General features: G+C 65.9%; 31 protein-coding genes. 15 read left to right on the top strand and 16 right to left on the bottom strand.

What is annotated here, in order from left to right:
- The first annotated feature begins 1 nt into the window (after position 1).
- Complete coding sequence (locus tag LGR44_RS01265) at positions 2–850, top strand: 23S rRNA (adenine(2030)-N(6))-methyltransferase RlmJ (protein ID WP_226736377.1); 849 nt, start codon at positions 2–4, stop codon at positions 848–850.
- A 64-nt stretch (positions 851–914) separates the two neighbouring features.
- Positions 915–1,520 carry a glutathione S-transferase family protein gene (locus LGR44_RS01260; protein ID WP_226736374.1) on the top strand — a complete coding sequence of 202 codons (606 nt, stop codon included), beginning with the start codon at positions 915–917 and terminating at the stop codon, positions 1,518–1,520.
- 58 nt (positions 1,521–1,578) lie between these two features.
- Here LGR44_RS01260 and LGR44_RS01255 read toward each other — a convergent pair whose 3' ends face one another.
- A complete protein-coding gene (locus LGR44_RS01255; RefSeq protein ID WP_226736372.1) occupies positions 1,579–2,400 on the bottom strand; it encodes an outer membrane protein in 822 nt (273 codons plus the stop codon).
- Between the two features lie 296 nt (positions 2,401–2,696).
- On the opposite strand from LGR44_RS01255, the gene LGR44_RS01250 reads away from it, so the two are divergent.
- Entirely contained in the window at positions 2,697–3,452 is a 756-nt protein-coding gene (locus LGR44_RS01250) for an SDR family oxidoreductase (RefSeq protein ID WP_226736370.1), read from the top strand.
- Here LGR44_RS01250 and pgeF read toward each other — a convergent pair.
- Genes pgeF through lgt form a run of 3 tightly spaced genes read right to left on the bottom strand, consistent with a single transcriptional unit; the run spans position 3,442 to position 6,162 of the window.
- Complete coding sequence (gene pgeF, locus LGR44_RS01245) at positions 3,442–4,209, bottom strand: peptidoglycan editing factor PgeF (RefSeq protein WP_226736368.1); 768 nt, start codon at positions 4,207–4,209, stop codon at positions 3,442–3,444. The two genes, LGR44_RS01250 and pgeF, sit on opposite strands and share 11 nt — an antisense overlap.
- Before the next feature lie 10 nt (positions 4,210–4,219).
- Entirely contained in the window at positions 4,220–5,299 is a 1,080-nt protein-coding gene (locus LGR44_RS01240; protein ID WP_319004795.1) for a class I SAM-dependent methyltransferase, read from the bottom strand.
- Positions 5,296–6,162: a prolipoprotein diacylglyceryl transferase gene (lgt, locus tag LGR44_RS01235; protein ID WP_264196269.1), complete on the bottom strand. Its 867-nt coding sequence runs from the start codon at positions 6,160–6,162 to the stop codon at positions 5,296–5,298. The genes LGR44_RS01240 and lgt overlap by 4 nt, the downstream gene beginning before the upstream one ends.
- A 136-nt stretch (positions 6,163–6,298) precedes the next feature.
- On the opposite strand from lgt, the gene LGR44_RS01230 reads away from it, so the two are divergent.
- The 5 genes from LGR44_RS01230 (at position 6,299) to LGR44_RS01210 (ending at position 9,370) form a co-directional block, all read left to right on the top strand.
- A complete protein-coding gene (locus tag LGR44_RS01230) occupies positions 6,299–6,577 on the top strand; it encodes an accessory factor UbiK family protein (protein ID WP_226736366.1) in 279 nt (92 codons plus the stop codon).
- A gap of 243 nt (positions 6,578–6,820) precedes the next feature.
- Entirely contained in the window at positions 6,821–7,321 is a 501-nt protein-coding gene (locus LGR44_RS01225; RefSeq protein WP_226736364.1) for a type III secretion system chaperone family protein, read from the top strand.
- Positions 7,322–7,392: 71 nt separating this feature from the next.
- On the top strand, positions 7,393–8,223 hold the full coding sequence (gene proC, locus LGR44_RS01220; RefSeq protein WP_226736362.1) for a pyrroline-5-carboxylate reductase: 831 nt from the start codon (positions 7,393–7,395) through the stop codon (positions 8,221–8,223).
- A 64-nt stretch (positions 8,224–8,287) separates the two neighbouring features.
- The gene (locus tag LGR44_RS01215; protein ID WP_226736360.1) at positions 8,288–8,989 is read left to right on the top strand and encodes a TetR/AcrR family transcriptional regulator; all 702 of its coding nucleotides are present in this window, start codon (positions 8,288–8,290) and stop codon (positions 8,987–8,989) included.
- A 21-nt stretch (positions 8,990–9,010) separates the two neighbouring features.
- The gene (locus LGR44_RS01210) at positions 9,011–9,370 is read left to right on the top strand and encodes a tRNA-binding protein (protein WP_226737079.1); all 360 of its coding nucleotides are present in this window, start codon (positions 9,011–9,013) and stop codon (positions 9,368–9,370) included.
- Here LGR44_RS01210 and LGR44_RS01205 read toward each other — a convergent pair whose 3' ends face one another.
- The 3 genes from LGR44_RS01205 to LGR44_RS01195 are packed head-to-tail and all read right to left on the bottom strand — an operon-like array spanning position 9,371 to position 11,998.
- Positions 9,371–10,729: an ATP-binding protein gene (locus LGR44_RS01205; protein ID WP_226736358.1), complete on the bottom strand. Its 1,359-nt coding sequence runs from the start codon at positions 10,727–10,729 to the stop codon at positions 9,371–9,373.
- The gene (locus tag LGR44_RS01200; RefSeq protein WP_226736356.1) at positions 10,726–11,445 is read right to left on the bottom strand and encodes a response regulator; all 720 of its coding nucleotides are present in this window, start codon (positions 11,443–11,445) and stop codon (positions 10,726–10,728) included. The genes LGR44_RS01205 and LGR44_RS01200 overlap by 4 nt, the downstream gene beginning before the upstream one ends.
- A 34-nt stretch (positions 11,446–11,479) precedes the next feature.
- Positions 11,480–11,998, bottom strand: a complete 519-nt coding sequence (locus LGR44_RS01195) for a MarR family winged helix-turn-helix transcriptional regulator (RefSeq protein ID WP_404809896.1) — start codon at positions 11,996–11,998, stop codon at positions 11,480–11,482.
- Positions 11,999–12,158: 160 nt separating this feature from the next.
- Here LGR44_RS01195 and LGR44_RS01190 point away from each other — a divergent pair, with 160 nt between their 5' ends.
- Positions 12,159–13,049, top strand: coding sequence for a branched-chain amino acid aminotransferase (locus LGR44_RS01190; protein WP_226736353.1), 891 nt, complete (start codon positions 12,159–12,161; stop codon positions 13,047–13,049).
- Between the two features lie 24 nt (positions 13,050–13,073).
- Here the strand turns inward: LGR44_RS01190 and LGR44_RS01185 are convergent, their stop codons facing one another.
- Positions 13,074–14,324 carry a Y-family DNA polymerase gene (locus tag LGR44_RS01185; RefSeq protein WP_226736351.1) on the bottom strand — a complete coding sequence of 417 codons (1,251 nt, stop codon included), beginning with the start codon at positions 14,322–14,324 and terminating at the stop codon, positions 13,074–13,076.
- 297 nt (positions 14,325–14,621) lie between these two features.
- Here LGR44_RS01185 and LGR44_RS01180 point away from each other — a divergent pair, with 297 nt between their 5' ends.
- Positions 14,622–15,644, top strand: coding sequence for a Tim44 domain-containing protein (locus LGR44_RS01180; protein WP_226736348.1), 1,023 nt, complete (start codon positions 14,622–14,624; stop codon positions 15,642–15,644).
- A gap of 76 nt (positions 15,645–15,720) precedes the next feature.
- Here LGR44_RS01180 and LGR44_RS01175 read toward each other — a convergent pair whose 3' ends face one another.
- The gene (locus LGR44_RS01175) at positions 15,721–16,302 is read right to left on the bottom strand and encodes a type 1 glutamine amidotransferase domain-containing protein (RefSeq protein ID WP_226736346.1); all 582 of its coding nucleotides are present in this window, start codon (positions 16,300–16,302) and stop codon (positions 15,721–15,723) included.
- Positions 16,303–16,433: 131 nt separating this feature from the next.
- Here LGR44_RS01175 and LGR44_RS01170 point away from each other — a divergent pair, with 131 nt between their 5' ends.
- Entirely contained in the window at positions 16,434–16,655 is a 222-nt protein-coding gene (locus LGR44_RS01170) for a hypothetical protein (protein WP_226736344.1), read from the top strand.
- Positions 16,656–16,713: 58 nt separating this feature from the next.
- Here LGR44_RS01170 and LGR44_RS01165 read toward each other — a convergent pair whose 3' ends face one another.
- From LGR44_RS01165 to LGR44_RS01155, 3 genes are all read right to left on the bottom strand, one after another.
- Positions 16,714–17,529, bottom strand: coding sequence for a nucleotidyltransferase family protein (locus tag LGR44_RS01165; protein WP_226736342.1), 816 nt, complete (start codon positions 17,527–17,529; stop codon positions 16,714–16,716).
- A gap of 112 nt (positions 17,530–17,641) precedes the next feature.
- A complete protein-coding gene (locus LGR44_RS01160) occupies positions 17,642–18,016 on the bottom strand; it encodes a hypothetical protein (protein WP_226736340.1) in 375 nt (124 codons plus the stop codon).
- A gap of 139 nt (positions 18,017–18,155) precedes the next feature.
- Entirely contained in the window at positions 18,156–19,049 is an 894-nt protein-coding gene (locus LGR44_RS01155; RefSeq protein WP_226736338.1) for a BON domain-containing protein, read from the bottom strand.
- Positions 19,050–19,263: 214 nt separating this feature from the next.
- Between LGR44_RS01155 and LGR44_RS01150 the strand changes: the two genes are divergently transcribed.
- The 3 genes from LGR44_RS01150 (at position 19,264) to infA (ending at position 20,296) form a co-directional block, all read left to right on the top strand.
- Positions 19,264–19,518, top strand: a complete 255-nt coding sequence (locus tag LGR44_RS01150; RefSeq protein WP_226736336.1) for a hypothetical protein — start codon at positions 19,264–19,266, stop codon at positions 19,516–19,518.
- Positions 19,519–19,709: 191 nt separating this feature from the next.
- Positions 19,710–19,919: a cold-shock protein gene (locus LGR44_RS01145; RefSeq protein WP_114770095.1), complete on the top strand. Its 210-nt coding sequence runs from the start codon at positions 19,710–19,712 to the stop codon at positions 19,917–19,919.
- Between the two features lie 95 nt (positions 19,920–20,014).
- Positions 20,015–20,296, top strand: a complete 282-nt coding sequence (infA, locus tag LGR44_RS01140; RefSeq protein ID WP_226736334.1) for a translation initiation factor IF-1 — start codon at positions 20,015–20,017, stop codon at positions 20,294–20,296.
- A 15-nt stretch (positions 20,297–20,311) separates the two neighbouring features.
- Here infA and LGR44_RS01135 read toward each other — a convergent pair whose 3' ends face one another.
- Together LGR44_RS01135 and LGR44_RS01130 are read right to left on the bottom strand one after the other, a co-directional pair.
- Positions 20,312–20,860, bottom strand: a complete 549-nt coding sequence (locus tag LGR44_RS01135) for a sigma-70 family RNA polymerase sigma factor (RefSeq protein ID WP_226736331.1) — start codon at positions 20,858–20,860, stop codon at positions 20,312–20,314.
- On the bottom strand, positions 20,857–21,078 hold the full coding sequence (locus LGR44_RS01130) for a NepR family anti-sigma factor (RefSeq protein WP_226736329.1): 222 nt from the start codon (positions 21,076–21,078) through the stop codon (positions 20,857–20,859). Before LGR44_RS01130 ends, LGR44_RS01135 begins: the two co-directional genes overlap by 4 nt.
- Positions 21,079–21,336: 258 nt before the next feature.
- On the opposite strand from LGR44_RS01130, the gene LGR44_RS01125 reads away from it, so the two are divergent.
- On the top strand, positions 21,337–21,495 hold the full coding sequence (locus LGR44_RS01125; protein WP_226736327.1) for a DUF3309 family protein: 159 nt from the start codon (positions 21,337–21,339) through the stop codon (positions 21,493–21,495).
- A gap of 175 nt (positions 21,496–21,670) precedes the next feature.
- Here LGR44_RS01125 and LGR44_RS21700 read toward each other — a convergent pair whose 3' ends face one another.
- Entirely contained in the window at positions 21,671–21,799 is a 129-nt protein-coding gene (locus LGR44_RS21700) for a hypothetical protein (RefSeq protein WP_264196266.1), read from the bottom strand.
- 890 nt (positions 21,800–22,689) lie between these two features.
- Complete coding sequence (locus LGR44_RS01120; RefSeq protein ID WP_226737076.1) at positions 22,690–23,253, bottom strand: calcium-binding protein; 564 nt, start codon at positions 23,251–23,253, stop codon at positions 22,690–22,692.
- Position 23,254: the final 1 nt, after the last annotated feature.

Below are 23,254 nucleotides of genomic sequence, written 5' to 3'. Positions count from 1 at the left end.
TATGAATTACCGTCACGCATTCCACGCCGGCAATTTCGCCGACGTCATGAAACACGCTCTCCTGGTGCGGATCCTCGCCTATCTCCAGCGCAAGGAGACGCCCCTGCGCGTCGTCGACACCCATGCGGGGATCGGGCTCTACGATCTCGCGGGCGACGAGGCCGGCCGCACGGGGGAGTGGGTCGACGGAATCGGCAGGCTCGACGATCCCTTCTCCGCCGACGTGGAGGAGGTGCTGGAGCCCTACCGCAAGGTGGTGGCCGACGTGCGGGCGCGGCATGGCGAGACCGCGTATCCCGGTTCGCCCGCCATCGTCCGCGAGCTCCTGCGGCGGCAGGATCGCGGGGTCTTCGTGGAGCTTCACCCGGCGGATCACGCGGTTCTGAGCGAGGCCTTCAACGCGGTCGCGAATCTGAAGGTGATGCATCTCGACGGCTGGACCGCGCTGCACGCGCTCATCCCGCCGAAGGAGAAGCGCGGGCTCGTGCTGATCGATCCGCCCTACGAAAAGCCGAACGAGCTGGAGCGCCTGGGCACGGAACTGCTGACGGCTCTCAGGAAGTGGCCGACCGGAGTCTATGCCGGCTGGTATCCGATCAAGGCGCTGGAGCCCGTGGATGCGGTGGCCGCACGGCTCCACGCGGAAAGCCCGCGTCCGGGCCTTCGCCTCGAACTGCTCGTGGACGATCCGGCCGATCCGACCCGCCTGAACGGCAGCGGCCTCTTCGTGCTCAATCCTCCCTGGGCCCTGCAGAAGGAGGCGGAAGTTCTTCTGCCGGCTCTCGCCGAGCGCCTGTCCCGGGGGCGCTACGGCGGCTATCGCTGCGAGAACTTCGGACCGGCGGCATAAATCCGTTGCTGCCCGAGCGCCGAGCGGTCATGAAGGCATCCGTTCCTTTGGCAGGATGTCTCGCATGCTCACTCTTCGCACCTCTCCCGCATCTCCCTTCGGCCGCAAGGTCAAGATCGCGGCGTCGCTCGTCGGATTGTCGGATCGTATCGAAGCCGTCGAGGCCGACACGACCAACCCGGACGACACGCTGCGCCAGCAGAACCCCCTGGGAAAAATCCCGACGCTCGTCCTGGAGAACGGGGAGACCCTCTACGACTCGCGCGTGATCGTGGAATATATCGACCATCTTGCCGGCGGCGGGCGGATCCTGCCGACCGGTTGGGAGAGGTTCGTCGCCCTGCGCCAGCAGGCTCTCGCCGACGGAATCATGGATGCGGCGCTGCTGCAGGTCTATGAGGGCCGCTGGCGGTCCGACGACAAGCGCGAGCCGAAATGGGTCGAGCATCAGATCGGCAAGGTCCAGCGCGGCCTCGACTATGCGGAGGAACACTTCTCGACCCCCTCCGCGAACCTTCATATCGGCCATATCGCCCTGGCCTGCGCCCTCGGCTATCTCGACCTGCGCATGGGCGGAAGCTGGCGGCAGACCTATCCCAGGCTGGTCGCCTGGCTGGCGGATTTCGAGGCGCGCGTTCCGGCCTTCAGTAAGACGAAGATGCCGGCGTAAGGCACAACAAAAAGGCCCGGGTTTCCCCGGGCCTTTCCGTTTGCCGAAACGGCAGGTCTTAGTAGGTGCCGAACTTGAAGTTCAGCTTGGCGCGCGCCACGAAGAAGTCGGCGTCGTCGTCGTTGTCGGCGCCCGGCACGAACACCGCCGTGCGGTCGGCGCCCGCGGCCGGAACGTAGCTGCCGACGAAGGTGCCGTTGTTGTCGCCGTTCAGGTTGACCCACAGACCTTCGATGCCTGCCGTCAGGTTGTTGGTGAAGGCATATTCCATGCCCGCGCCGAGCACCCAGCCGGTACGCACGTCGTTGTTGCCGTTGTTGTTGAAGAAGATGCCGTTGAACTCATCGTTGGTGTCGCCGCCGCCGTAAGCGAAACCGCCGGTGGCGTAGATGAGAGCGCGGTCGAAGGCCACACCGAGACGGGCGCGGACCGTGCCGAACCAGTCGATGCCGCCAGCCGTGCCGGCCGCGACGAAGCTCGGCGGGAAGGTGCCCGGGAAGGTGGCCAGGCCACGGTCAGCACCGAGATCGGCCCACTGCAGGTCGGCCTCGACACCGGCCACGAAGGAGCCGAACTGATAGTTGTAGCCGATCTGGCCGCCGCCGACGAAGCCGTCGCCGCTCTCGTCGCCGAACGCGACGACGCCGCTGGCGCCGGCGAAGGGCGCCGCGAAGGTGCCGGCAGGCACGAAGACGGAGTTCTGGTTGTTATCCTGCCAGCCATAGCCGGCGTTCACGCCCACGTAGAAGCCGGTCCAGGTGAAGATCGGAACAGCTGCAACGATCGGAGCCGGAGGAGCCGTCCGGACGGGCAGATCCGCAGCCGAGGCAACGCCGGCAAAGCCGAAAAGGGCAACACTGGCGAGAAGAAGTTTCTTCATAATTACATTCCTATCGATGTCCTGGCCTACACGACCCTGGAGAACCCGGGGCCGAGTCAGACAACACGTCTGTTATAGAGCGAGAGCCGCATGAGGGCTGTGACATGACAACCACAGCGCGCGAAGGCACTATGGCAGCATTGTGGCGGTTGATTGCGTGCTATTCCCCTTTGGCATCGCTTGCGACTCCAAACGCCCAGCTCGATTTTTTGTTCGACGGCCAAAATCGAAAATGTTCTTTTCGGGGCACCCGTTGTGCTTTCGACACACACCCTAACCGGCCCTTAAGGAAAGCCATGATGCAGACTGCGCTCGTGACCGGAGCGGCACGGAGGATCGGCCATCGCATCGTCGAGCGGCTCGCCCGGGAGGGCTACGCCGTCGCCATCCATTGCAACCGCTCGGCCCGGGAGGCCGAGGATCTCGCCGCGCGGATCCGGTCCGATGGCGGCTCGGCCGCCGTCGTGCGGGCGGATCTGGCGGATTCCGTGGCCGTCGGCCGGCTGGTGGACGATGCCGCGCGGGCGCTGGGACCCCTGACCCTCCTCGTCAACAACGCCTCCGAGTTCGAGCCCGACGAGGTCGGAAGCCTCACCCATGCCCGATGGGACCGGCACTTCGCCGTGAACCTGCGAGCCCCGGCCTTCCTGGCGCAGGACTTCGCCCGCCAGCTGCCCGCCGACCGGGACGGCTGCATCGTCAATATCGTGGACCAGCGCGTCTGGAAGCCGACGCCGCAATTCTTCTCTTACACCCTGACCAAGGCCGCCCTCTTCACGGCAACGCAGACGATGGCGCAGGCGCTGGCGCCGCGGATCCGCGTCAATGCCGTCGGCCCGGGGCCGACGCTGGCGAACGAGCGGCAGGAGGATGAGGACTTCGCGAAGCAGAGCCGGGCGGTGCTCCTCGGGCGCGGAAGCGCGCCGGACGAGATCGCCGACGCGGTTCTCTACCTGGCGCGCGCCCGCAGCGTGACCGGCCAGATGATCGCCGTCGACGGCGGACAGCACCTGGCCTGGGAGACGCCGGACGTGGCCGGCATCAGGGAGTGAAGGCGATGGCCGAGATCAGCCGCCCGTAATCGGGCTCGCCGCGATGGGTCGTGCGGCGATAGCTGAAGAAGCGCTCCTCGTCGGAATAGGTGCACAGGCCGAGATTGGCGAACTCGCCGATCCCCGCGAGTTCGAGGCGCATGCCGATATAGCCGGGAAGATCGAACATGGCATGGTTCTCCCGCTCGCTCGGCACGAAGAAGCGTTCGTTCTCCGCGTCGAGGCCGGTGAGCGTGGAGACGAATTCCGGGCCGACCTCGTAGGCCGCCTGGCTGATGGTGGGGCCGAGCACGGCGACGATCTTCTCGCGCCGGGCGCCGAGCCGCTCCATCGCCTCGATGGTGGATTCCAGCACGCCCGAGGAGGCGCCGCGCCAGCCCGCATGGGCCGCGCCGATGACGCCCACATGCGGATCGGCGAACAGCACCGGGCCGCAATCGGCCGTGGTAATGCCGAGAGCCAGTCCGGGGATCGAGGTCGCCATGCCGTCGGCCCGCGGCCGCTCGCCGGTCCAGGGGCCCTCGACGATCACCGCATCGGCCGAATGCACCTGATAGACGCTGATCAGCGCCTCGGGGGCGAGACCCAGTTCGCCCGTCATGCGGCGGCGGTTCTCCGCCACCCTTGCCGGATCGTCGGACGAGCCCAGACCACCGTTCAGCGATGCATAGATGCCCTCCGACACGCCGCCGCGGCGGGTGAAGAAGGCATGATGAAGATTGGGATAAGCAGCGAGTTCAGGAGCTTCGATGAACATGGCTTCCGGTTCATGCCGAGAGGGGGGAGCGGGCGGGCAGCCCGGGCAGGGCTTCAAGGTCATTATGGGCTAGCGCCAAAACTTTAAAGAGCTCCCCCATGCCTTTGGGGCCGCGCTCCGTCAGGCGCGCAAGGGCGCGGTCGATGTCGGCCGCCTGCGCGGGCGTCGCCTTCTGCCTCAGCCCCGCCGCCCGCGCCTCGATGCCGAGGGCCAGCAGGAAGTCGGCCTGCGTGACCGGACCGTGGATCCGCACCTTCTCGTCCGATGCGCCCTGGGCGATGCGCTGAAAATCCACATGGGTCGTCAGGTCGGCCTCGCCGGGCTCTGCGAGAGGGTCGGCATAGGCGTGATCCTTCACCGCCTGCAGCGTGTCGCCGAAGGCGGGGCCCTCGTAGCCGTAATCGACGATCAGGGCCGCGCCTCCGTCCTGGGCCAGGCGGCGAGAGAGCGCCTTCGCGACCTCCATCGAGGCCGCCGGCCATTCGAGCACGTCGCCGAGGCGCAAGGGGCGCCCCAGCTCCTTTTCGGGCTCGGCGCGAAGGCCGAAGATCAGCCGATCCTCCTCCAGGCCGACGAGGCGCTCGCACCAGCCGCGTTCGGTGGCCATGAACTGGCGCACGGGAAGGGCATCGAAGAACTCGTTGGCGACGAGAAGGACGGGGCCGGGAGGCACCTCCTCGAAACGGTCATGCCACTCGATCCGGAAGCCCGATGTCTGCAGGGCTGCATGCTGGCGCTCCCGCAGGGCAGGGCTCGTCTCGACGAGATGGACGGAGACCGCGGAGCGGAAGTCGGGCAGGAGCCGCGATGCGCGCAGCAGGTCGCCCATGAGGGTGCCGCGCCCGGGGCCGAGCTCGACCAGGCGGCAGGAGACCGGGCGGCCCATGCCGTGCCAGACCTCCAGCATCCACAGGCCGATCAGCTCCCCGAACATCTGGCTGATCTCGGGGGCCGTCGTGAAGTCGCCCGCCGCGCCGAGCGGATCGCGACCGGCATAGTAGTGCCGGATGCAGAGGTCCATGTAGCGCTCGACCGTGATCGGCCCTTCGAGGGCGATCAGCTCGCGCAGACGGTCCGCCAGCGGCTTCACGCCGGCTCCGGCGTGGCGGTGGGGCGCGTGTACCCGCGCGCCGCGAACCAGATGAAGGCTGCACCGACGAGCGCCATGGGAACCGAGAGCAGCATGCCCATGGTGATGCCGCCGCCGAGCGCCTGCACGGAGGATCCGAACAGGAATCCGAGCTGCTCGTCCGGCTCGCGGAAGAACTCGCAGACGATGCGGGCGACCGCGTAGCCGAGCACGAAGATGCCCCCGAGGAGCCCGGGGCGGCGGAAGCCGAAGCGGCGCACGGCCCACATCATGACGAGGAAGAGCACCAATCCTTCACCGAACGCCTCGTAGAGCTGGCTCGGGTGGCGCGGCACCGGGCCCGCATGGGGAAAGACCACCGCATAGGGAAAATCAGGCGCCGGGCGGCCCCACAGCTCGCCGTTGATGAAGTTGGCGATGCGCCCGAAGAACAGGCCGATGGGGGTCACGATGGCGGCGAGATCGAGCATCGCCAGGGGATTCAGGCTGCGGGCGCGGGAGAACAGAACGATCGCCAGGACCGCGCCCGCGAACCCGCCATGGAACGACATGCCCCCGCGCCAGACGGCGAGGATCTCGAGCGGATGGGCCAGATAGTTGCCCAGATTGTAGAACAGCACGTAGCCGATACGCCCGCCGAGCACGACGCCGAGGGCGACCCAGACGATCAGATCGTCGATGTCCACGGGCTGGGGCTGGCGCAGGGGACCCCAGTACGCGCTGCGGGCCGCCAGCCGCTTGGCGTAGAACCAGCCGCCCAGGAGGCCCGCCACATAGGCCAGCGCATACCAGCGGATCGCAATGGGACCGATGCTGATGGCGACGGGATCGATGATGGGGAAGGAAAGGGCAGAAAGGGCCATCGGCACGCCTTGATCGAACACGCTGCCATTGGACCCGCAGAACCCGGATCGTCAACCCTGTTGCAGTTTCGCGCGAATGCGCCCATGTGTGAACCACCGAGGCCCCGGCCTGCCCTGAATGATCGCGGACCCCATCATGACCCAGTCTTCCAACCGGATTTTCGACGAACTCGCCCGCTTCGCCACCGATGCGGCCGGCGCCGCCCAGGGGGTCCGGCGGGAGGTCGAGACCATCGTGAAGGGGCAGATGGAGCGCTTCATCAAGGACATGGACGTGGCCACCCGCGAAGAGGTGGACGTCCTGCGCGACATGGTCGCCGCCGCCCGCGAGGAGAACGAGCGTCTGGAGGCCCGCATCAAGGCCCTCGAGGCGAAGCTGGACCAGTCGGGCGCCACGCCTCCGACCACGGCCTGACGCAACTCGATTGCATTACTCCTTCAGGTGAAACCGCCTGTTGTGGACAGGTCATACCGACGCATTGTGGCCCGGGCCAAAATCTAAGACTGTCGATTCATGAGCTGATTCGTGGTTGGGGCGGACGAGGCTGCTGAATACCGAACGTATTCGGCAGGATAGAATCTGACTTATCCCTGAATCTACGTAATGCTATTGCCTGAATATGTTTCAGTATTCAGTGTCCAAGCCCTTTGGATCGATATGTCGCAACTTCACTTCGAAATTGATCGCATGGAACACCCGCTCGACGTGGTCGAGCGGCTCGCGTCCCTGCGTCAGTGGATCTTCGATCGGGCGGCGACGGACGAGATGTCCGTCTCCGTGTCGGGGCAATGGGCCGATTATCACGTCGCTTTCACCTGGATTGAGGACGTGGAGGCGCTCCATGTCGCCTGCGCCTTCGACCTGAAGGTTCCGGAGCGGCGCCGGCAGGAGGTTCTTCAGCTCATCTCCCGCATCAACGAGCAGCTCTGGGTCGGGCATTTCGATCTCTGGAGCTCCGAGAACGTGGTGATGTTCCGCCATGCCCTGCTTCTGGCAGGCGGCGCCGATCCGACCCATGGCCAATGCGAGACCATGCTGCGGGTTGCGGTGGAGGCGTGCGAGCGCTACTTCCAGGCCTTCCAATTCGTGATCTGGGCCGGCAAGTCGGCCCGCGAGGCCCTCGACAGCGTGCTGTTCGAAACCGAAGGCGAGGCCTGATCCGAGCCTCGACAGGGCCGGGCGGAGGTGGATAGAGTGCGGCCTCCGCCATCATCCCCGCCAGGTTCTCCATGCCCATCGATGCTCACCATCTGCCCTCGTCCCTCGTTCTCGTCGGTGCGGGAAAAATGGGCGGCTCCATGCTGGAGGGATGGCTTTCCGTCGGCATGAAGCCCGCCGGCGTCACCGTCATCGATCCGCGACCTTCCGAGGAGATGACGCGCCTGTGCGCCGACAGGGGCCTTGCGCTCAATCCCGCGAATCCGCCTTCGGCGCCCGATGTGCTGGTGCTCGCGATCAAGCCGCAGATGCTGGACGAGGCCGCGCCTGGCCTGAACGGCCTTGTGGGATCTCACACCCTCATCGTGTCGATTCTCGCCGGGAAGACCATGGGCGATCTGCGCAGCCGCATGCCGGCGGCAAGGGCGGTCGTGCGCGCCATGCCGAACCTGCCGGCCAGCATCGGGCGCGGCGCGACCGGCGCTGCCGCGAGCTCCGACGTGACCGAGGCGCAACGCCTGATGGCCGATGCGCTGCTGCGGAGCAACGGCATCGTCGAGTGGCTGGACACCGAGGATCTGATCGACGCGGTGACGGCGGTTTCGGGCTCCGGACCGGCCTACGTCTTCCACCTCGTCGAGTGCCTTGCCGAAGCGGGCGCCGCGGCCGGCCTGCCGCCCGAACTCGCGCAGCGCCTTGCGCGGGCCACCGTGACGGGCGCGGGCGAATTGCTGTTCCAAAGCGATCTGCCGCCTGCGACCCTGCGCCAGAACGTGACGTCGCCCGGCGGCACCACGGCGGCGGCCCTGGAGGTTCTCATGGCCGATCCGGGCGGCCTCAAGGCGCTCATGCGCGAGGCCGTGGCTGCGGCAAAGCGGCGTGCGGAGGAGCTGTCCGGCTGACGGTGGATGTCAACGGCGCGACGAGCGCCTAGATACTCCCCAGACCCGTTTTCAGGAGGATGCCATGCCGGCGGAAGCTTCAACCAACAAGCGACAGGCGATCATCGACGCCCTCATGGATCTCGCCGCGAAGCGGTCCTGGAACGACATCGAGCTCAACGACATCGCGCAGGCGGCCGATGTCTCCCTGGCGGAATTCCGTGATCTGTTCCCGTCCAAGGGCGCGGTGCTGGGAGCGCTCTCCCGCCAGATCGACAAGCAGGTCTTAGAGGGAACGACGGACGATCTCGCCGGCGAGCCGGCGCGGGAGCGGATCTTCGACGTGATGATGCGCCGCTTCGATGCGCTGGCGCCCTACAAGGAGGCGCTGCGCCGGATCTCCCGCGACCTGCGCTACGATCCGGCCTCCCTGGCTGCGCTCAACCAGGTTTCCCTCAACTCCCAGCGCTTCATGCTGGCGGCGGCGGGCATCTCGACGGAAGGTCCGCTCGGAGCCCTGAAGCTGCAGGGCGCCGTGCTCGTCTATGCCAACACCATGCGCACGTGGCTGGACGACGACGATCCGACCCTCGCACGGACCATGGCGCGCCTCGACAGGGAGCTGCGCCGGGGCGAGCGCGTGCTGGAGCAGGCCGAGGATGTCCGCCGTCTCACGGCGCCGCTGCGGGCCATCGGCCGCGCGCTGCTGGAAGGGCGCAGATCGTCCCGGCGCGAGCGCAGGCGTCCCGAGGACGGGGATGTGGACAACCCCGCAGCCGCCATCTGAGCTGCGGGAGGAGGGGGCATGATGGATCAAGCGAATTCGGTATCGGGCCAGATCGCGTTCGGCGATTTCCTGAAGGTGGATATCCGCGTCGGCAGGATCGTGGCCGCCGAGGCCTTTCCGCAGGCGAGGAAGCCGGCCTTCAAGCTCACCATCGATTTCGGGCCCGATATCGGCATCAAGCGCTCGTCGGCCCAGATCACGGTCAATCACAAGCTCGAGGAGCTCGTGGGGCAGCAGGTTCTGGCCGTGGTGAATTTCCCGCCCCGCCAGATCGGCCCCTTCATGTCCGAAGTCCTCACCCTCGGCGTGCCGGACGAGAAGGGCGAGGTCATGCTCGTCCGCCCCGACCGCGACGTGCCGCTGGGCGGGCGCCTCTATTGATCAGGCGGGCAGCCGCACGGTTGCCCGCAATCCGCCGAGGGGGCTGTCGCTGAGGCTGATGTCGCCCCCATGGGAGCGGGCGATGTCGCGGGCGATGGCAAGGCCCAGGCCCGAGCCGCCTTCGTCCTGGTTGCGGGCTTCGTCCAGGCGCACGAAGGGCTTGAACACCTCCTCGCGCATCTCGGCCGGAATGCCGGGCCCGTCGTCGTCCACGTGCAGCACGAGCCAGCGGGTCTCGTGATTGGCCGAAATCTCCACCTTGTCCCCGTGCCGCGCCGCATTGGCCACGAGGTTGAAGAGGAGGCGTCGGAACGCATCGGGACGGACCGTGATGATCGGATCGCCGACGATGTCGAGGGAGATCCCGTGCCCCTGCCGCTCGGCGTCGGACTGGAGCTCCTGCAGCAGCACGCGCAGGTCGGTCTCGACCGCCTGCTCGCCGGCATCGCCGCGGGCGAAGGCAAGATAGCCTTCGAGCATCCGGCTCATCTCGTCCACGTCCCGCTTGAGGTCTTCGACCTCGGGCGTCTGGTCGAGGAACACCAGCGAAAGCTTGAAGCGGGTGAGGATGGTGCGCAGGTCGTGACTCACGCCGTTCAGCATGGTCGTGCGCTGCTCCATGCTGCGCTCGATGCGCCGCTTCATTTCCAGGAAGGCATGGCCCGCCTGACGCACCTCGCGCGCGCCGCGTGGGCGGAACTCGATCTCGCGCCCCTTGCCCAGCGCCTCGGCGGCCTCGGAGAGGCGCAGGATCGGCCTGATCTGGTTGCGCAGGAACAGGATCGCGATGCCGAGCAGGACGAAGGACGACCCGCCCATCCAGACCAGGAAGATGTGGGAGTTCGAGGCATAGGCCTGGCTGCGCCGCGCCAGAATCCTCATCACGTTGTTCTGGTCGAGCTTGATGCGGATCTCCACGTAGCTCGACCGCCCGACCGTATCGATCCAGTAAGGGCGGTCGACTTGGCGGCGCAACTCCTCGGAGAGCGTCTCGTCGAGAATGGAGAAGAAGGGTTTCGGCCCGGGCAGCGGCAGGTCCGTGTCGTGGAGAATGTCCACGTCGAGCTGCAGGCGCTCCGCGGCGATGCGCGACAGGGTCGTCGCATCCCGGTCCTGCGGGTAGCTCTCGTAGATGTCGATCAGCGCGGCGATGTCGGCGGTGACGGCCGAGGACAGGCGCCGCGTCACAAGCTGCCAGTGCCGCTCCATGAAGGTGTAGGCCACGATGGACTGCAGCAGCACGACCGGCGCGATGATGATGATGAGCGAGCGGGCATAGAGGCCCTTCGGCAGGTATCTGCCGAGCCAGCGTCCCGCCCAGTCGAGAGGCGAGTGCTTCAGGGCCGCGCTGAACTTCATCGATCGACGACGAGGCGATAGCCGACGCCGCGCACGGTCTGCAGGAAGAGGGGATTGGCCGGATCGGTCTCGATCTTGCGGCGCAGCCGGTTGATCTGGACGTCGACGGTGCGCTCGTTAGCGGCGGCGCCGCTGCCGGCAAGCTCCTCGCGGGGCACGTGGTCGCCGGCCCGCGTGCCCAGGATGGTCAGGATCTCCCGCTCGCGCTCGGTGATCCGGATGACGTCGTCCTCGCGCCGCAGCTCTCCGCGGTCGAAACGGAAGGAGAAGGGGCCGAAATAGATGGTCTCGGGCGCCTCGCCGTTGCCGTTCCCGGCCGTCGGCACGGCGCGCTTGAGAATGTTGCCCAGGCGAAGCAGCAGCTCGCGCGGCTCGAAGGGCTTGGGCAGGTAGTCGTCCGCGCCGATTTCGAGCCCCGTCACGCGGTCGGACGTGTCGGCGCGGGCGGTCAGCATCAGGATCGGGACCTGCGATGTCTGCCGGATGCTGCGGGCATAGTCGAAGCCGCTCTCGCCGGGCATCATCACATCGAGCACGAGGGCGTCGAAGAGGAGATTTTCCGATTTGGCCCGCGCCTCGGCGGCGCTCGCAGCCGTCGTCACCCGGTAGCCGGAACCGGTCAGGAAGCGGGCCAGAAGCTCGCGCAGGCGGCGGTCGTCGTCCACCACGAGGACGTGCGGGGCGTGGTCGGGAATGTCGATGCGTGTCGGTTCCATCGGCTTCGCGCTTCTATCGGACCTCCCCGCCTTATCAGCTTTTCTTCGCTCCGAATACGAGGCGGTCCACGTGAGCCCGGTCGTCGGGGTTGATGAGGCTCAGAAGATACCGGCTCACGTGCTCCTTCGTATCCGAATCCAGATCGGCCAGGGCCCGCATGATCCGGCGCGTCTGAAGCTTCGCGAGCTTCACGGCCAAATCGTGACCTTGTTCCGTAGCGTAAAGAAGGCGCTGGCGGCGGTCGGAGGTGCCCGTGCGGCTCTCGATGAAGTCCTTCTCGATCAGCTCCTTGAGAACCCGGTTGAGGCTCTGCTTGGTGATGCGCAGGATGTCGAGCAGCTCCGCGATCGTCAGTCCGGGATTGCGGTCGACGAAGTGCAGGACGCGGTGATGCGCCCGACCGAAGCCATATTCGTCCAGGATCCTGTCGGGATCGCTGACGAAGTCCCGATAGGCGAAGAAGAACAGCTCGATGAGGTCGTAAGCCGGCGACTCGGCCAGGATGTCCTTGCCGAGCTGCTGGGGTCGAAAAGCTGGGATCGCGTCAGGCACCGTCCTTATCCACTTTAAGTCAGCCTTGTTGACATATCTCAGGACGATTGTTACTCGTCAAGGCGCTTCTGTGAAATGAATGAAACTCAAATCTCGCGGAAGCGCATCGGAAATTTCACGACCCCGGTGAGCCACAAGGTCGGACTTTAAGGAGAAAACGATGTCCGCGACCCCTTTCGATCAACGTGACGGTTGGATCTGGTACGACGGGCAGATCGTACCCTGGAGCGAGGCGAAGCTCCATGTTCTCTCCCACGGACTCCACTACGCGTCCAGCGTCTTCGAGGGCGAGCGGGCCTATGGAGGCGAGATCTTCAAGTCGACCGAGCATTCGGAGCGCCTGAAGAAGTCGGCGGAAATCCTCGATTTCGAGATTCCGTATTCGGTCGCGGAAATCGATGCCGCCAAGCGCCTTGTCCTGGAAAAGAACGGCCAGAAGGATGCCTATCTTCGTCCCGTGGCGTGGCGCGGCTCCGAGATGATGGGCGTCGCGGCCCAAGCCAACAAGATCCACCTCGCCATCGCCAGCTGGGAATGGCCGAGCTACTTCGATCCGGCCCAGAAGATGAAGGGCATCCGCATCGACATGGCGGAGTACCGCCGCCCGGATCCGGCGACCGCGCCCTCGGCGGCCAAGGCGGCGGGCCTCTACATGATCTGCACCATCTCCAAGCACCGCGCGGAGCGCAGGGGCTATGCGGATGCGCTGATGCTCGACTGGGAAGGCCGCGTGGCCGAGTGCACCGGCGCCAACGTGTTCTTCATCCGCGACGGCATCATCCACACGCCGCTCGCCGACTGCTTCCTCGACGGCATCACCCGCCGCACGGTGATCGACCTGGCCAAGCGCCGCGGTTTCGAGGTGGCGGAGCGGCGGATCATGCCGGACGAGCTGCCGAGCTTCAACGAGTGCTTCATCACGGGAACCGCCGCCGAGGTGACACCCGTTTCCGAGATCGGCCCCCACACCTATCAGCCCGGCAACATGACCAAGACGCTGATGGAGGACTACATGGCCGAGGTCCAGCCCAAGACCGCCAAGGCGGCCTGACTCTCGTTCGCCCGGCGCGGGGGATCAGAAATCCTCCGCGTCGGGAATCCTGTTGAAGGCGATTTTCGCCCCCGCATAGCCGCCCGGAAGGGTGGTCCAGGGGCCCCAGTGCAGCAGGGTGCCCCGGTAATGGGCGTTGAGCCGGTCGGCCAGCAGGGACAGGTATTCGAGCCGTCGCTTGAGCTGCGCTTCCGGCGTGAAGGCGAAGAGGTCGTTTCCGATCTCGTTCAGAGGCACGAGGTCGTGCAGGGTGACGTGGATGCTGCGGCTCAGGCTCCGCGGCGGCAATTCCCGCTCCGCGAGATCGAACAGCTTGGCCAGACGCGCCAGCAGGGAGGGATCGTCCCAGGTCGGCTGGAAACGCTCCTCCGCATACCAGCCGGCGCTGCTCCGGTCGGTCAGCCACAGGGCGAGGGCTCGGGCGGCGAAGTCCGAGCGGCGCATGCGGCTCGCCGCCTTCACGAGCAGGACCCTGGCGCAGGCATAGGCGCCGCCCAGGTGCCGCCAGTCGGCCGGGAGGACGCGCCCGTGGCCGAACATGCGCCGCTGGGTCTCGGGCCGCTCCACCGCATAGCCGTGCAGCCCCATCCAGAGCCTTTCCCCCTCGACGCTGCCCCAGAGGCGGCGCATCTCCTTCGGCTGGAGCCGCCACAGGGCCTCCATGTCGCCCACCCCGGCCCGTGCAAGCCGGGCCGCGTTGCCCTTCGCGACGCCGGGAATGTCCTTCAGCGGAAGCGAGAGGAGCCTTCCAGGCAGGTCGTCCGGATGAAGGGCCACGAGCCCGTCGGGCTTCTCCATCTCCGCCGCGATCTTGGCGAGGAGTTCGTTGGGCCCCAGACCGACCGAGCAGGTGAGGGAGGGGCCGATCTCGCGGGCGATGGCGGCTTTCACCCGCCTCGCCAGGGCCACCGCATGAGGCTGCTCGGAGGGGGAGAGCTCACAGACCACCTCGTCGATGGAACAGACCGCCTTGACGGGAATCAGCCGCTCGACGGTCTCGACGATCTTCTTGTGAAGGTCCACGTAGCGTTCATGCCGCGCCGTCACGAGCACCAGGCCGGGGCATTGCCGCTTCGCGTCGCGCACGAAGGTGCCGCGCTTGAGGCCGAGGGCCTTCGCTTCCCGGCTGACGGCGATGAGGCCCGTATGCTCCGACTCGACCGGGATGACCCCGACCGGCCTGCCGCGAAGGCGGGGCTGGAGGTGTTGTTCCGCACTGGCGAAGAAGGAGTCGAAATCCACGTAAAGCCGCTCCAGGCCCGTTGGTCTGCGCATCCTGCCCGCCTCCTGTTCTTTCGAACAAAAAGAGAACATTCGCATTGCCGCCTGTCGAGTCGCTCAGCTGTGGATAACGGGGATGGCCGAAGGGCGTCGGGACAATCTTCTTCTTTTGGGACAGGGCTTCGGGCCCCAATGTTCCTATAGGAGAACAGGAATCGAACAATCCGAGATTCTCCCGGCATCCTGCCGAAATCGGACCGGCGGCGGCCGGAAGGGTCTTACGAAAAGAGGGCGCTCTTCCCACATATCGGGAAAGGAGCGTTCGGCTCCTAGGGATGGAAAGAAACACAGATGATGAAAATTGCTTCTCGCCGAAGCCGCGTCATGATCGCCCTGGCGGCCGCTCTGGTCTTTGCCGGGAGTGCGGCTGAGGCTCGCGTCGGCCGTGGGGGCGGTTTCGGATCGCGCGGCGCCCGCACCTGGAGCGCGCCTCCGAGCACGAATACGGCGCCGGGAACGGCTGCGCCGATCCAGCGCTCGCAGGTTCCGAACCAGGGCCAGACGGTCAACCGTCCGGGCATGCCGGCGCCTACGGCCGCGCAGCCGCGCCGCTTCGGTTTCGGCACGGGCCTGATGGCCGGTCTCTTCGGCGCAGGTCTCTTCGGCCTGTTGATGGGCAACGGCTTCTTCGGCGGCCTCGGCGGGCTCGCCTCGATGCTGGGACTTCTGCTCCAGATCGGCCTGGTGGTGCTGCTGGTCCGCTTCGCCATGAACTGGTTCCGCAGGCGGCAGCAGCAGCCGGCCTATGGCGGACCGGGTCAGGGCTACGCCCGCTCTTCGGCGCCTGGCGACGCGCCCCGCGGACCCCTGGCTGGCGGGATCGGCGGCATGGGGGGCATTGGCGGCATGGGCAGCGCCCTCGGCGGGCTCGGACGGCAGGCTCCGCGGCCTCGCCCGGGCGTGCGCGACGAGATTGGAATCGGCGAGCGCGATTACGAGGCCTTCGAGCGGGCGCTGATCGAGGTCCAGGAATCCTATTCCCGGGGCGACGTGGCCAATCTCTGGTCGATCACGACGCCCGAGATGGCCGGATATATCCAGGAAGAGCTCAACGACAACGCATCGCAGGGGCTGAAGAACTCGGTCTCGGACGTGCGCCTGCTCCAGGGCGATCTGGCCGAGGCCTGGCGCGAGGGCGGCACGGATTATGCCACGGTCGCCATGCGCTACTCGCTGATCGACGCGGTGACCGAGAAGGCGACGGGCCGCGTGGTCGGAGGCGATCCTGTGAACCCGGTGGAGGTCACGGAGCTCTGGACCTTCCGCAGGGATCAGGGCGGTTCGTGGAAGCTCTCCGCCATTCAGCAGAGCTGATGCCGGGGCACATCGAGAAATGAAGAAGCGGGCGGTTCGACCGGCCGCTTTTTTTTGTCGTTCGCGCCTAGCGGGCCTACTCGGCCGCCATGCGGCGTCCGGAATGCGAGCCCTCGCGGATCTCCTCGATGATCTTGGACACGAAGGCGTCGAGGTCGCCGGGATTGCGGCTGGTGATGAGGCCGTGATCCGTCACCACCGTCTCGTCGCGCCAGTCGCCGCCGGCATTGATCACATCGGTCTTGATCGAGTGGTAGGAGGTGCACTTCCTGCCCTTGATGATGCCCGCTTCGATGAGCAGCCAGGGCGCGTGACAGATGGCCGCCACCGTCTTGCCGGACGAGTAGAAGGCGCGGATGATCTCGATGGCCTTCTGCTCCACGCGGAGCTTGTCCGGATTGATCTGGCCGCCGGGCAGCACGAGCGCGTCGTACTCGGCCGGGTTCACGTCCTCGATGTCCTTGTCGACCGAGACCGTCTTGCCCCAGTCGCTCTCGTCCCAGCCGTAGATCTTGCCGGATTTCATGCGGGACTTCGGAGCCGCGACCTCGACGGTTGCTCCGGCATCGGCGAGCTTCTCCTGCGGAACCATCAGTTCCGACTGCTCGAAGCCGTCTGTCGCCATGATCAGGATCCTGGCCTGTTTGATGTCAGGCATAGCGCTCTCCATTTTCTCGGGAATGCCTTGGGAACGGGCGAGCGATCCGGGAGTTCCGGGGGCGATGAGCGGAACCCGGCCATCCCCGACCTGTTGACCTGAAAACGGTTCAACGGAACGAGGAGTAGAGCATGGTCAACCCCGGCAACCCGACGAACGAGCCGATCCCAGGCGGCAACGTGCCCAGCGAGGTGCCGCCCGCTCCGCTTCCGGACGAGACCCCGGATCAAGGGCCGACGGGGCCGCGTACGCCTTACCCCGTCAACGATCCCGGCATCACCGATCCGAAGGGTCCGGGCTCGGAGCCCGACTATCTTCCGGGCAATCCCACCAATCCGGGCACCCGGTACTGATCGGGAATCGCGTCGGCGGCAGGGCTGCCGGCGCGTCCTGCCCGAAATCCGGCAGGCGTCAGTCGTTGCGCCATTCCCCTTCGCCGCCCACATCGGCGAAGCCCCACTGCTTCACGTCGATTTCGTAGTCCACGCGGGAGAACATGCGTCCCCGGCAGACCTTCATCTGCGGCGGGGGCAGGTTGAGCTGCTTCGAGAGCCGGTCCAGCAATTCGTCCATCACCCAGCGGGGGATGTTGTCCCGCTCCGTGGGATAGATCCAGCGGAAGTTCAGCAGGTGCATCAGCAGCACCTCCCAATGAACCTCCATATAGGCGAGCAGCCGCTGCCAGTCGATCTGGTCGTGGGCCTTGAGGATCGTGTGCGCCACGTCGGCGCCGTCGTAGCGGTGGCGCAGCTGGATGAAGCATTTCGACCAGACGAGCTCCGTCGGCCCCACGATCTTCACCGGCGTGCCGAACACCTCGATCTGGCGGGCGTGCTCGAACCAGTGGTCGCCGATCGGCATCGTGCCGTTCGAGGAGGCGAAGATGACGTCGAAGAAGTACTTGCCCTTGTAGACCTTGCCGAGCCAGCGCTCGTCCTCGATCTCGACCGCGTGCCCCAGATTCTTGAAGTGCGAGAGGATGCGGGTGTAGTCCCCGGCCTTGCAGAAGATGTCCAGGTCCTTGGTGGGGCGGGTGATCCCCGTATAGGCGGACAGGGCATAGGTGCCGGCCAGCAGGAACGGCAGACCGAGCTGGTTCAGCTCCCGCAGCGCCTCCGCATAGAAGGCCTCGGATTCCGGATAGGTCAGCGTTGGTTCAGCCTTGGCATCGAAAGCCGGAATGCCCTGCTGATCCGTCGAAGGGAAGTCTGGATGGTGAACCGTCATCAACATTGTCCAAAGCAAGGTCCGTGATGCCTGCGTTCGACAACCGGATGACGGTTACGAAGTTCCTCGGCTCTTGGCGCAATCGCGAGGCTTCCCGCCTTCACCCGCCCGTTCAGTGCCCGCCGAGGGAAAGGCGCACGTCCCGGGGGCTGTTGAGGATTTCCAGGAGGCTCGTGGCGATGTGCCGTGCCTCGTCGTCCTTCAGGCGGAGCATGAAGGGCGGCAGCAATCCGGCCTGAAGCGCGACCACGGCCATTCCGTGCTCGTCCATGCCGACATCGATGGTCGGCGAGGTCACATCGACCATTTCCTCGGTGGTCTCGCCGCCTTCCTCGGTGCCTTCGCCGATCGCCGTGAGAAGCTGGCTCAGCGCCTTCACGAGCGAGCGCGCCGCCTGCGGGTCCATGACCACAGCGGTCGATTGGTCGCCCTTCTGGAACGCGAGCTGGATGTTGTCGCCCTCGAGCGTGACGGAAATACCTGCCATGTCGTCCTTGTCCTCCTCGCCAGATATGGGGTTGCAAGACGGCGAGGGAAAGGCAAGGGCTTTCCGTTCGGTCCACAGCCTCGAATCCCAGGGGAGGGGGCGGGGGCATCCCGTCCCGGGACGCCCCCATCCGAGCGGATCAGGTGCGCGACGAACTTGTGGAGCGCCGGCGCGCGGTACCGGTGCCGGAACCGCCTGTCGCAGGCGTCGAGCGGCTCTCTTCCCCCGACAGCATGCTGCCGGCGATGCCGGCATCGGCGGCCTGCTGGATGCGCAGGTTGTTCTGAACGTGCGTGACGCCGGAGACGCTCTCGGCGAGGTCCTCCGCATGGCGCTTCTCAAACCGGCTGTTGACGGTGCCCGTCAGGGTCACTTCCCGGTTGGAGACGGACACCTCGACCTCGGACGCGTCGAGGTGCGGGTCGTCCGTGAGGCGGTCGTTCACGTCCTCCCGGATGCGTTCGTCGGAGCGCTGGTAGCCGCGCGGACCGCGTCCACGATGGGACTCGGCGCGGCGCATGTCCGTGTCCCGGCGCCGGTCGGCATCGTCGTCGCCGAACCAGGACCTGACCTCGTCGCCGGCCCGTTCGAAGAACCCGCGATCCTCGTTGTAATCACGGGAGCCGCGGCCGAAATAGCCCGTGTCCGAACGGTCTCCTTCGCGGCGGTAGGAGGAGCCGTAACCTGGATTCTCCCGGCCCCGATCCTGTCCAAAAACCCTGTCGTAGGAGCGACGGTCGGACTTGGTGTCCTCGCCCATGACCTCGCGCCAGTCGAGGGCCGAGCCGCCCGTTCCGTAGCCGGCGGAATCGCCGAAATCCCGTTCGCGTCCCGGTTCATCGTCGCGCCGCCCGCCCCCGTAGCCCGACCTGTCGTTGCCGAAGCCGCGCCGGGCGATGTAGCCGTCGTCCTCGCTGGCGCTGCCGTACCCGGCATAGCGGCCGCGGGAGGCCTGCTCCTCGTTCCTGTCGCGCCAGCCGGTATCCCGGTCGCGATAACGGTCCCGCTCATAACGATAACGATCGTTGGCCATGAAATCGCTCCTCGATGTTCTGGTAGGGGAGGCGGCCATCGCCTTCGAATGCCGCCCTGGACCAACGGAGGCGCAAGGACCGGGGTTCCTGAACGCTGCGCGCCGCCCGGTGCCATGCGCGCTTTTTTGACGGCCGCGCTTGAACGCCTGCCGCGCCAAGGCATTGAACCGGAGCGGCGACGATCGCGGGCCGCTCGCATCCGGTTGAGGATCCATGACACAGAGCATTTCGGGCTTGAGCGAGGCCGCGCTGGCCGTCTTCGCTTTCGCGGCGTACCACCAGCTGGCGAGCGGCCAGGCCGTGAGGAGCGTGGTCCAGCGCGACGGCGTCGGTCACAAGGCGAGCGACGCGGCGGTCGCCGAGCTTCGCGACCGCGGTCTGATCGAGGCGGACGGCGAGGAAATCCGCTTCACGCAAGGGGGCGAAGAGGCCCTCCAGGCGGTGATTTCAAGCATCAGGAATGCTTGAGGTACTCAATGAGGCGTAAGGCCGATGCCTTGCCTTTTAAGCCTCCGTCCCCTACTTAAAACGCATCGACATTTGGCCGGACGACTGGGCTACTTCGCTTTGGCACTGCCGGGCGCACGTTGCTTCTCTCTACCAATATCGACTAACGGGCGGACGCCGCCCACGTGCAAACGACAGTGAAAGGAATTCCCATGGAAACGGGAACCGTGAAGTGGTACAATGAAACCAAGGGCTATGGTTTCATCCAGCCGGACAACGGCGGCAAGGACGTGTTCGTCCATGCGACCGCTCTCGAGCGGGCTGGCATGCGTGGCCTGCGCGAGGGTCAGAAGCTCTCCTACGAGCTCCAGACCGACCAGCGCACCGGTCGCACCTCTGCAGTGAATCTGCAGAACGCGTAAGGTTCAATGCTCGGGGGCGCGCCTGTCGCGCCCTCTTGCATGTCGCCGTTCCGGTCAAGGGGCGGCTTTTTTTATTACACGACGAAAGGCTTTGCATGGCAAAGGAAGAGCTCATCACGTTCGAAGGACTTGTGACCGAAATTCTGCCCGACGCGCGCTATCGCGTGCAACTCGACAACGGGCACGAGGTCATTGCCTACACGGCCGGCAAGATGAAGAAGAACCGCATCAAGACCCTGGCCGGCGACCGCGTGACGGTGGAAATGTCCCCGTACGATCTCGAGAAGGGACGCCTCATCTTCCGCCACAAGGATTCTGGCGCTCCGACCGGTCCCCGTCCGCCGCAGCGTGGCGGTCAGCAGTTCCGGCGTCGCTAAAGGACACGGCCTTTCTCAGGCGACCGCCTGCACCACGGAGAGGGTGACGCGGTCGGGGCCGATGTCCTCTTCCATGTCGGTGAAGTGCATCAGCTCGGCGAGCCGGTTCCGGGCACGGTTGACCCGGCTCTTGATGGTTCCCACGGCGCAGCCGCAGATCTCCGCGGCCTGCTCGTAGGAGAAGCCCGACGCTCCCACCAGAAGCAGCGCCTCGCGCTGGTCGTGCGGCAGCCGGGCCAAGGCCTTCTGCAGATCCTCGAAATCGAGATGCGGCATCTGATCCGGCTGAACGGAGAGGGTGGCGGCGTATTTCCCGTCCGCATCCTCCACCTCGCGGCGGCGCTTGCGGTATTCGGAATGGAACAGGTTGCGCAGGATGGTGAAGAGCCAGGCCTGCATGTTCGTGCCGGGCTGGAAGCGGTGGATGTTGGAGATCGCGCGCATGAGCGTCTCCTGCACGAGGTCGTCTGCGCGATCGACGTTGTTGGTGAGGGAGATCGCGAAAGCGCGAAGGTTCGGCGTCGCCTTGAGTATGGAATCCCGAAGGGTGACGTCGATGCTCATGACTGCTTCTTCTCCGGCTGCCCTTGATCCAAGCGATTGATGATCTCGATGAAGCGGTCGGGTACCGGCTGCTCGCCGAGCGCGAGCGATTCATAGAACTGACGCAGCCGCTGTCCGAGCTGGGCCTGGACGGAGCGGGTGAGCGCAGGGGACTTTTCGAGGCCCGGGACGGGATCGGGATCGAGGTGGGGCATATTCTTGGGACTCTTACTCGCCATTGGGTCATCCTGATCCATTCGGGGGAACGACCTTGTCTCAGGGTCGCACTCACGGCGGCACCCAATCGCCGCAGGAACAACGTTCGGCGCTGAGCGATGTTCCCGCGGGCGCGGGGCCGCGCGCGGGAACTTAATCCTTACCGCCAAGTTTCTCCGGGCAGGCAACCTTGTCACGGAATGGGCCCGCATCCGTCGCCCCGCAAGTGCGGCATTCTGCGGGTGTCCGGCCGCTTTCCGTGCCCTGAAACGGATACTCACATGGCAGTCAGTACTCTTCTCCTCATCATCGTCATCGTGCTCCTCATCGGCGCCGCTCCGGCCTGGCCCTACAGCCGCGGATGGGGCTACGGACCCAGCGGGGTGCTCGGCGTCATCCTGCTCGTCCTCATCGTCCTGATGCTGCTGGGGCGGCTGTGACACGAGGGCGGCCGCAGGCTGGCGGGAAGCGCCGGTCCGCCTGCGGCCGCCCGTTAAGCTTACCCTGTTCAGATCCGAGTCATCAAACCCTGCCCATGCTAGGATTTCGCATGTGGACACTCCGCATGTCCTCCTGCCCACCCGGGCAATTTCTCAGAGTTGAACATGGCGAAGATCAATGGGGCCCGCGGGCATGACCTGGCCGGCTGAAGATCACCACCTTGTCGAGAATGATATCGGCCTGCGCGCCCACCGGCGCCGTCAGGCCGCACGCGGCGAGAAACGCCGCCAGAACTCTCCGCATCCCCTGCCCCCGTTCGTCTCCGGCTTCTTTCAAGTGCCGTTACGTCAGGATTGCATGGGGTCATGGGAGGAACAACCGGATTCCGGGTCCCTGCCCGGCCGCGGACGGGCTTTGGCCCATGAAAAAAGGTCGCGCCCGGTCTTAAAATGCGTGACCGTGTGCGCGACCTCGTGCTCACTCTGCCCCCGTGAGCAACTCTTCTTTAAGCAACGTAGTAACCTAGCGACAGTCCCGATTCAGGGAGGGGGTACAACTTTTTTGAAAAAAACTTGGAACCATCCGGCGCCGGTAGCGTTGATGGGCACTTCGGCCCTTCTGCCCCTACAGGCCGAACAACTCAAAGCGCCCTTCGACGGGCGCTTTCTTTTTGACCGCTTCCGCACCGGCTCCTACCCCGAAGGCTGAGATGTCCCTACCCATTCGGTAGCGGCGGGACCTTGGCGGCAAAAGAGACCGGTCCGCCTGGGAGCCTCAATGAAAAGGGCCGCGCCCGGTCTTTGAGAATGACCGTGTTCGCGACCCTCTGGCCCATTTCTGCCCCATGGGATACCCCTTCCGTATCTGATTTGGTGCCGTAAGGGCAAGTGATAATGTTTCAAATAAAAATTTAAAAATTTTCGGTCGTGGGGGAACAATGACCCTTCGCCGGCGTTATCCTTGCAACTTCGGCCTTTTCTGCCCCCATGGCCGAAAACCTCCAAGAGCGCCCTCCGGGCGCTTTCTTTTTGTCCGGCACCCGGTTTTCCCACATTCCGCCGCCGCGCTGCTCATCCCGAGGGATGATCATGCCTCCATCCCCTTGGGCGAGGCGCACGGCGCTCGAAAAAGGGCGGCCCGCAAGGCCGCCCTTCCGGTTTCCCGGCTCGACCGGAACGGTTCCGACCGCCTGCTCAAAGGAGGAAGTCGTCCGAGCCCAACTGGCCGGAGAACTTCTGCAGGACGATGGTTCCCTCGTCCGTGACGATGGTGGCCGTCTTGCCGCGGTAGGTGATCGTCAGGTCCTCGAAAGCCGCCACGCCGAGGCTCGTGAGGTCGATCTTGTCCTCGCCCTGGGTGAAATCGGTGATGCGGTCGACACCGAACTTGGCGTCGAAGACGAACGTGTCCGCACCCTTGCCGCCGGAGAGGAAGTCCCGGCCGCCGCCGCCGTTGAGAACGTCGTCGTCCGCGCCGCCGAAGAGCTTGTCGATCCCCGCGCCGCCGTCGAGGATGTCGTTGCCGATGCCGCCGTCCAGGCGGTCGTTGCCGGTGCCGCCGTCGAGCACGTCGTCACCCAGCCCGGCCGAGATGCGGTCATTGCCGCTTCCGCCGATCAGATTCTCGTTGCCCGAGCCGCCGAAGAGACGATCGTTGCCGACGCCGCCGTCGAGAACGTTGTCTCCGTCGCCGCCATACAGGCGGTCGTTGCCGCCATACCCCTTGAGAACGTCCTTCGCCTTGCCGCCGCGGAGCAGG

Source organism: Microvirga lenta, assembly GCF_020532555.1.
Classification (GTDB): domain Bacteria; phylum Pseudomonadota; class Alphaproteobacteria; order Rhizobiales; family Beijerinckiaceae; genus Microvirga; species Microvirga lenta.
This window is presented reverse-complemented; position numbering and strand designations above follow the sequence as displayed.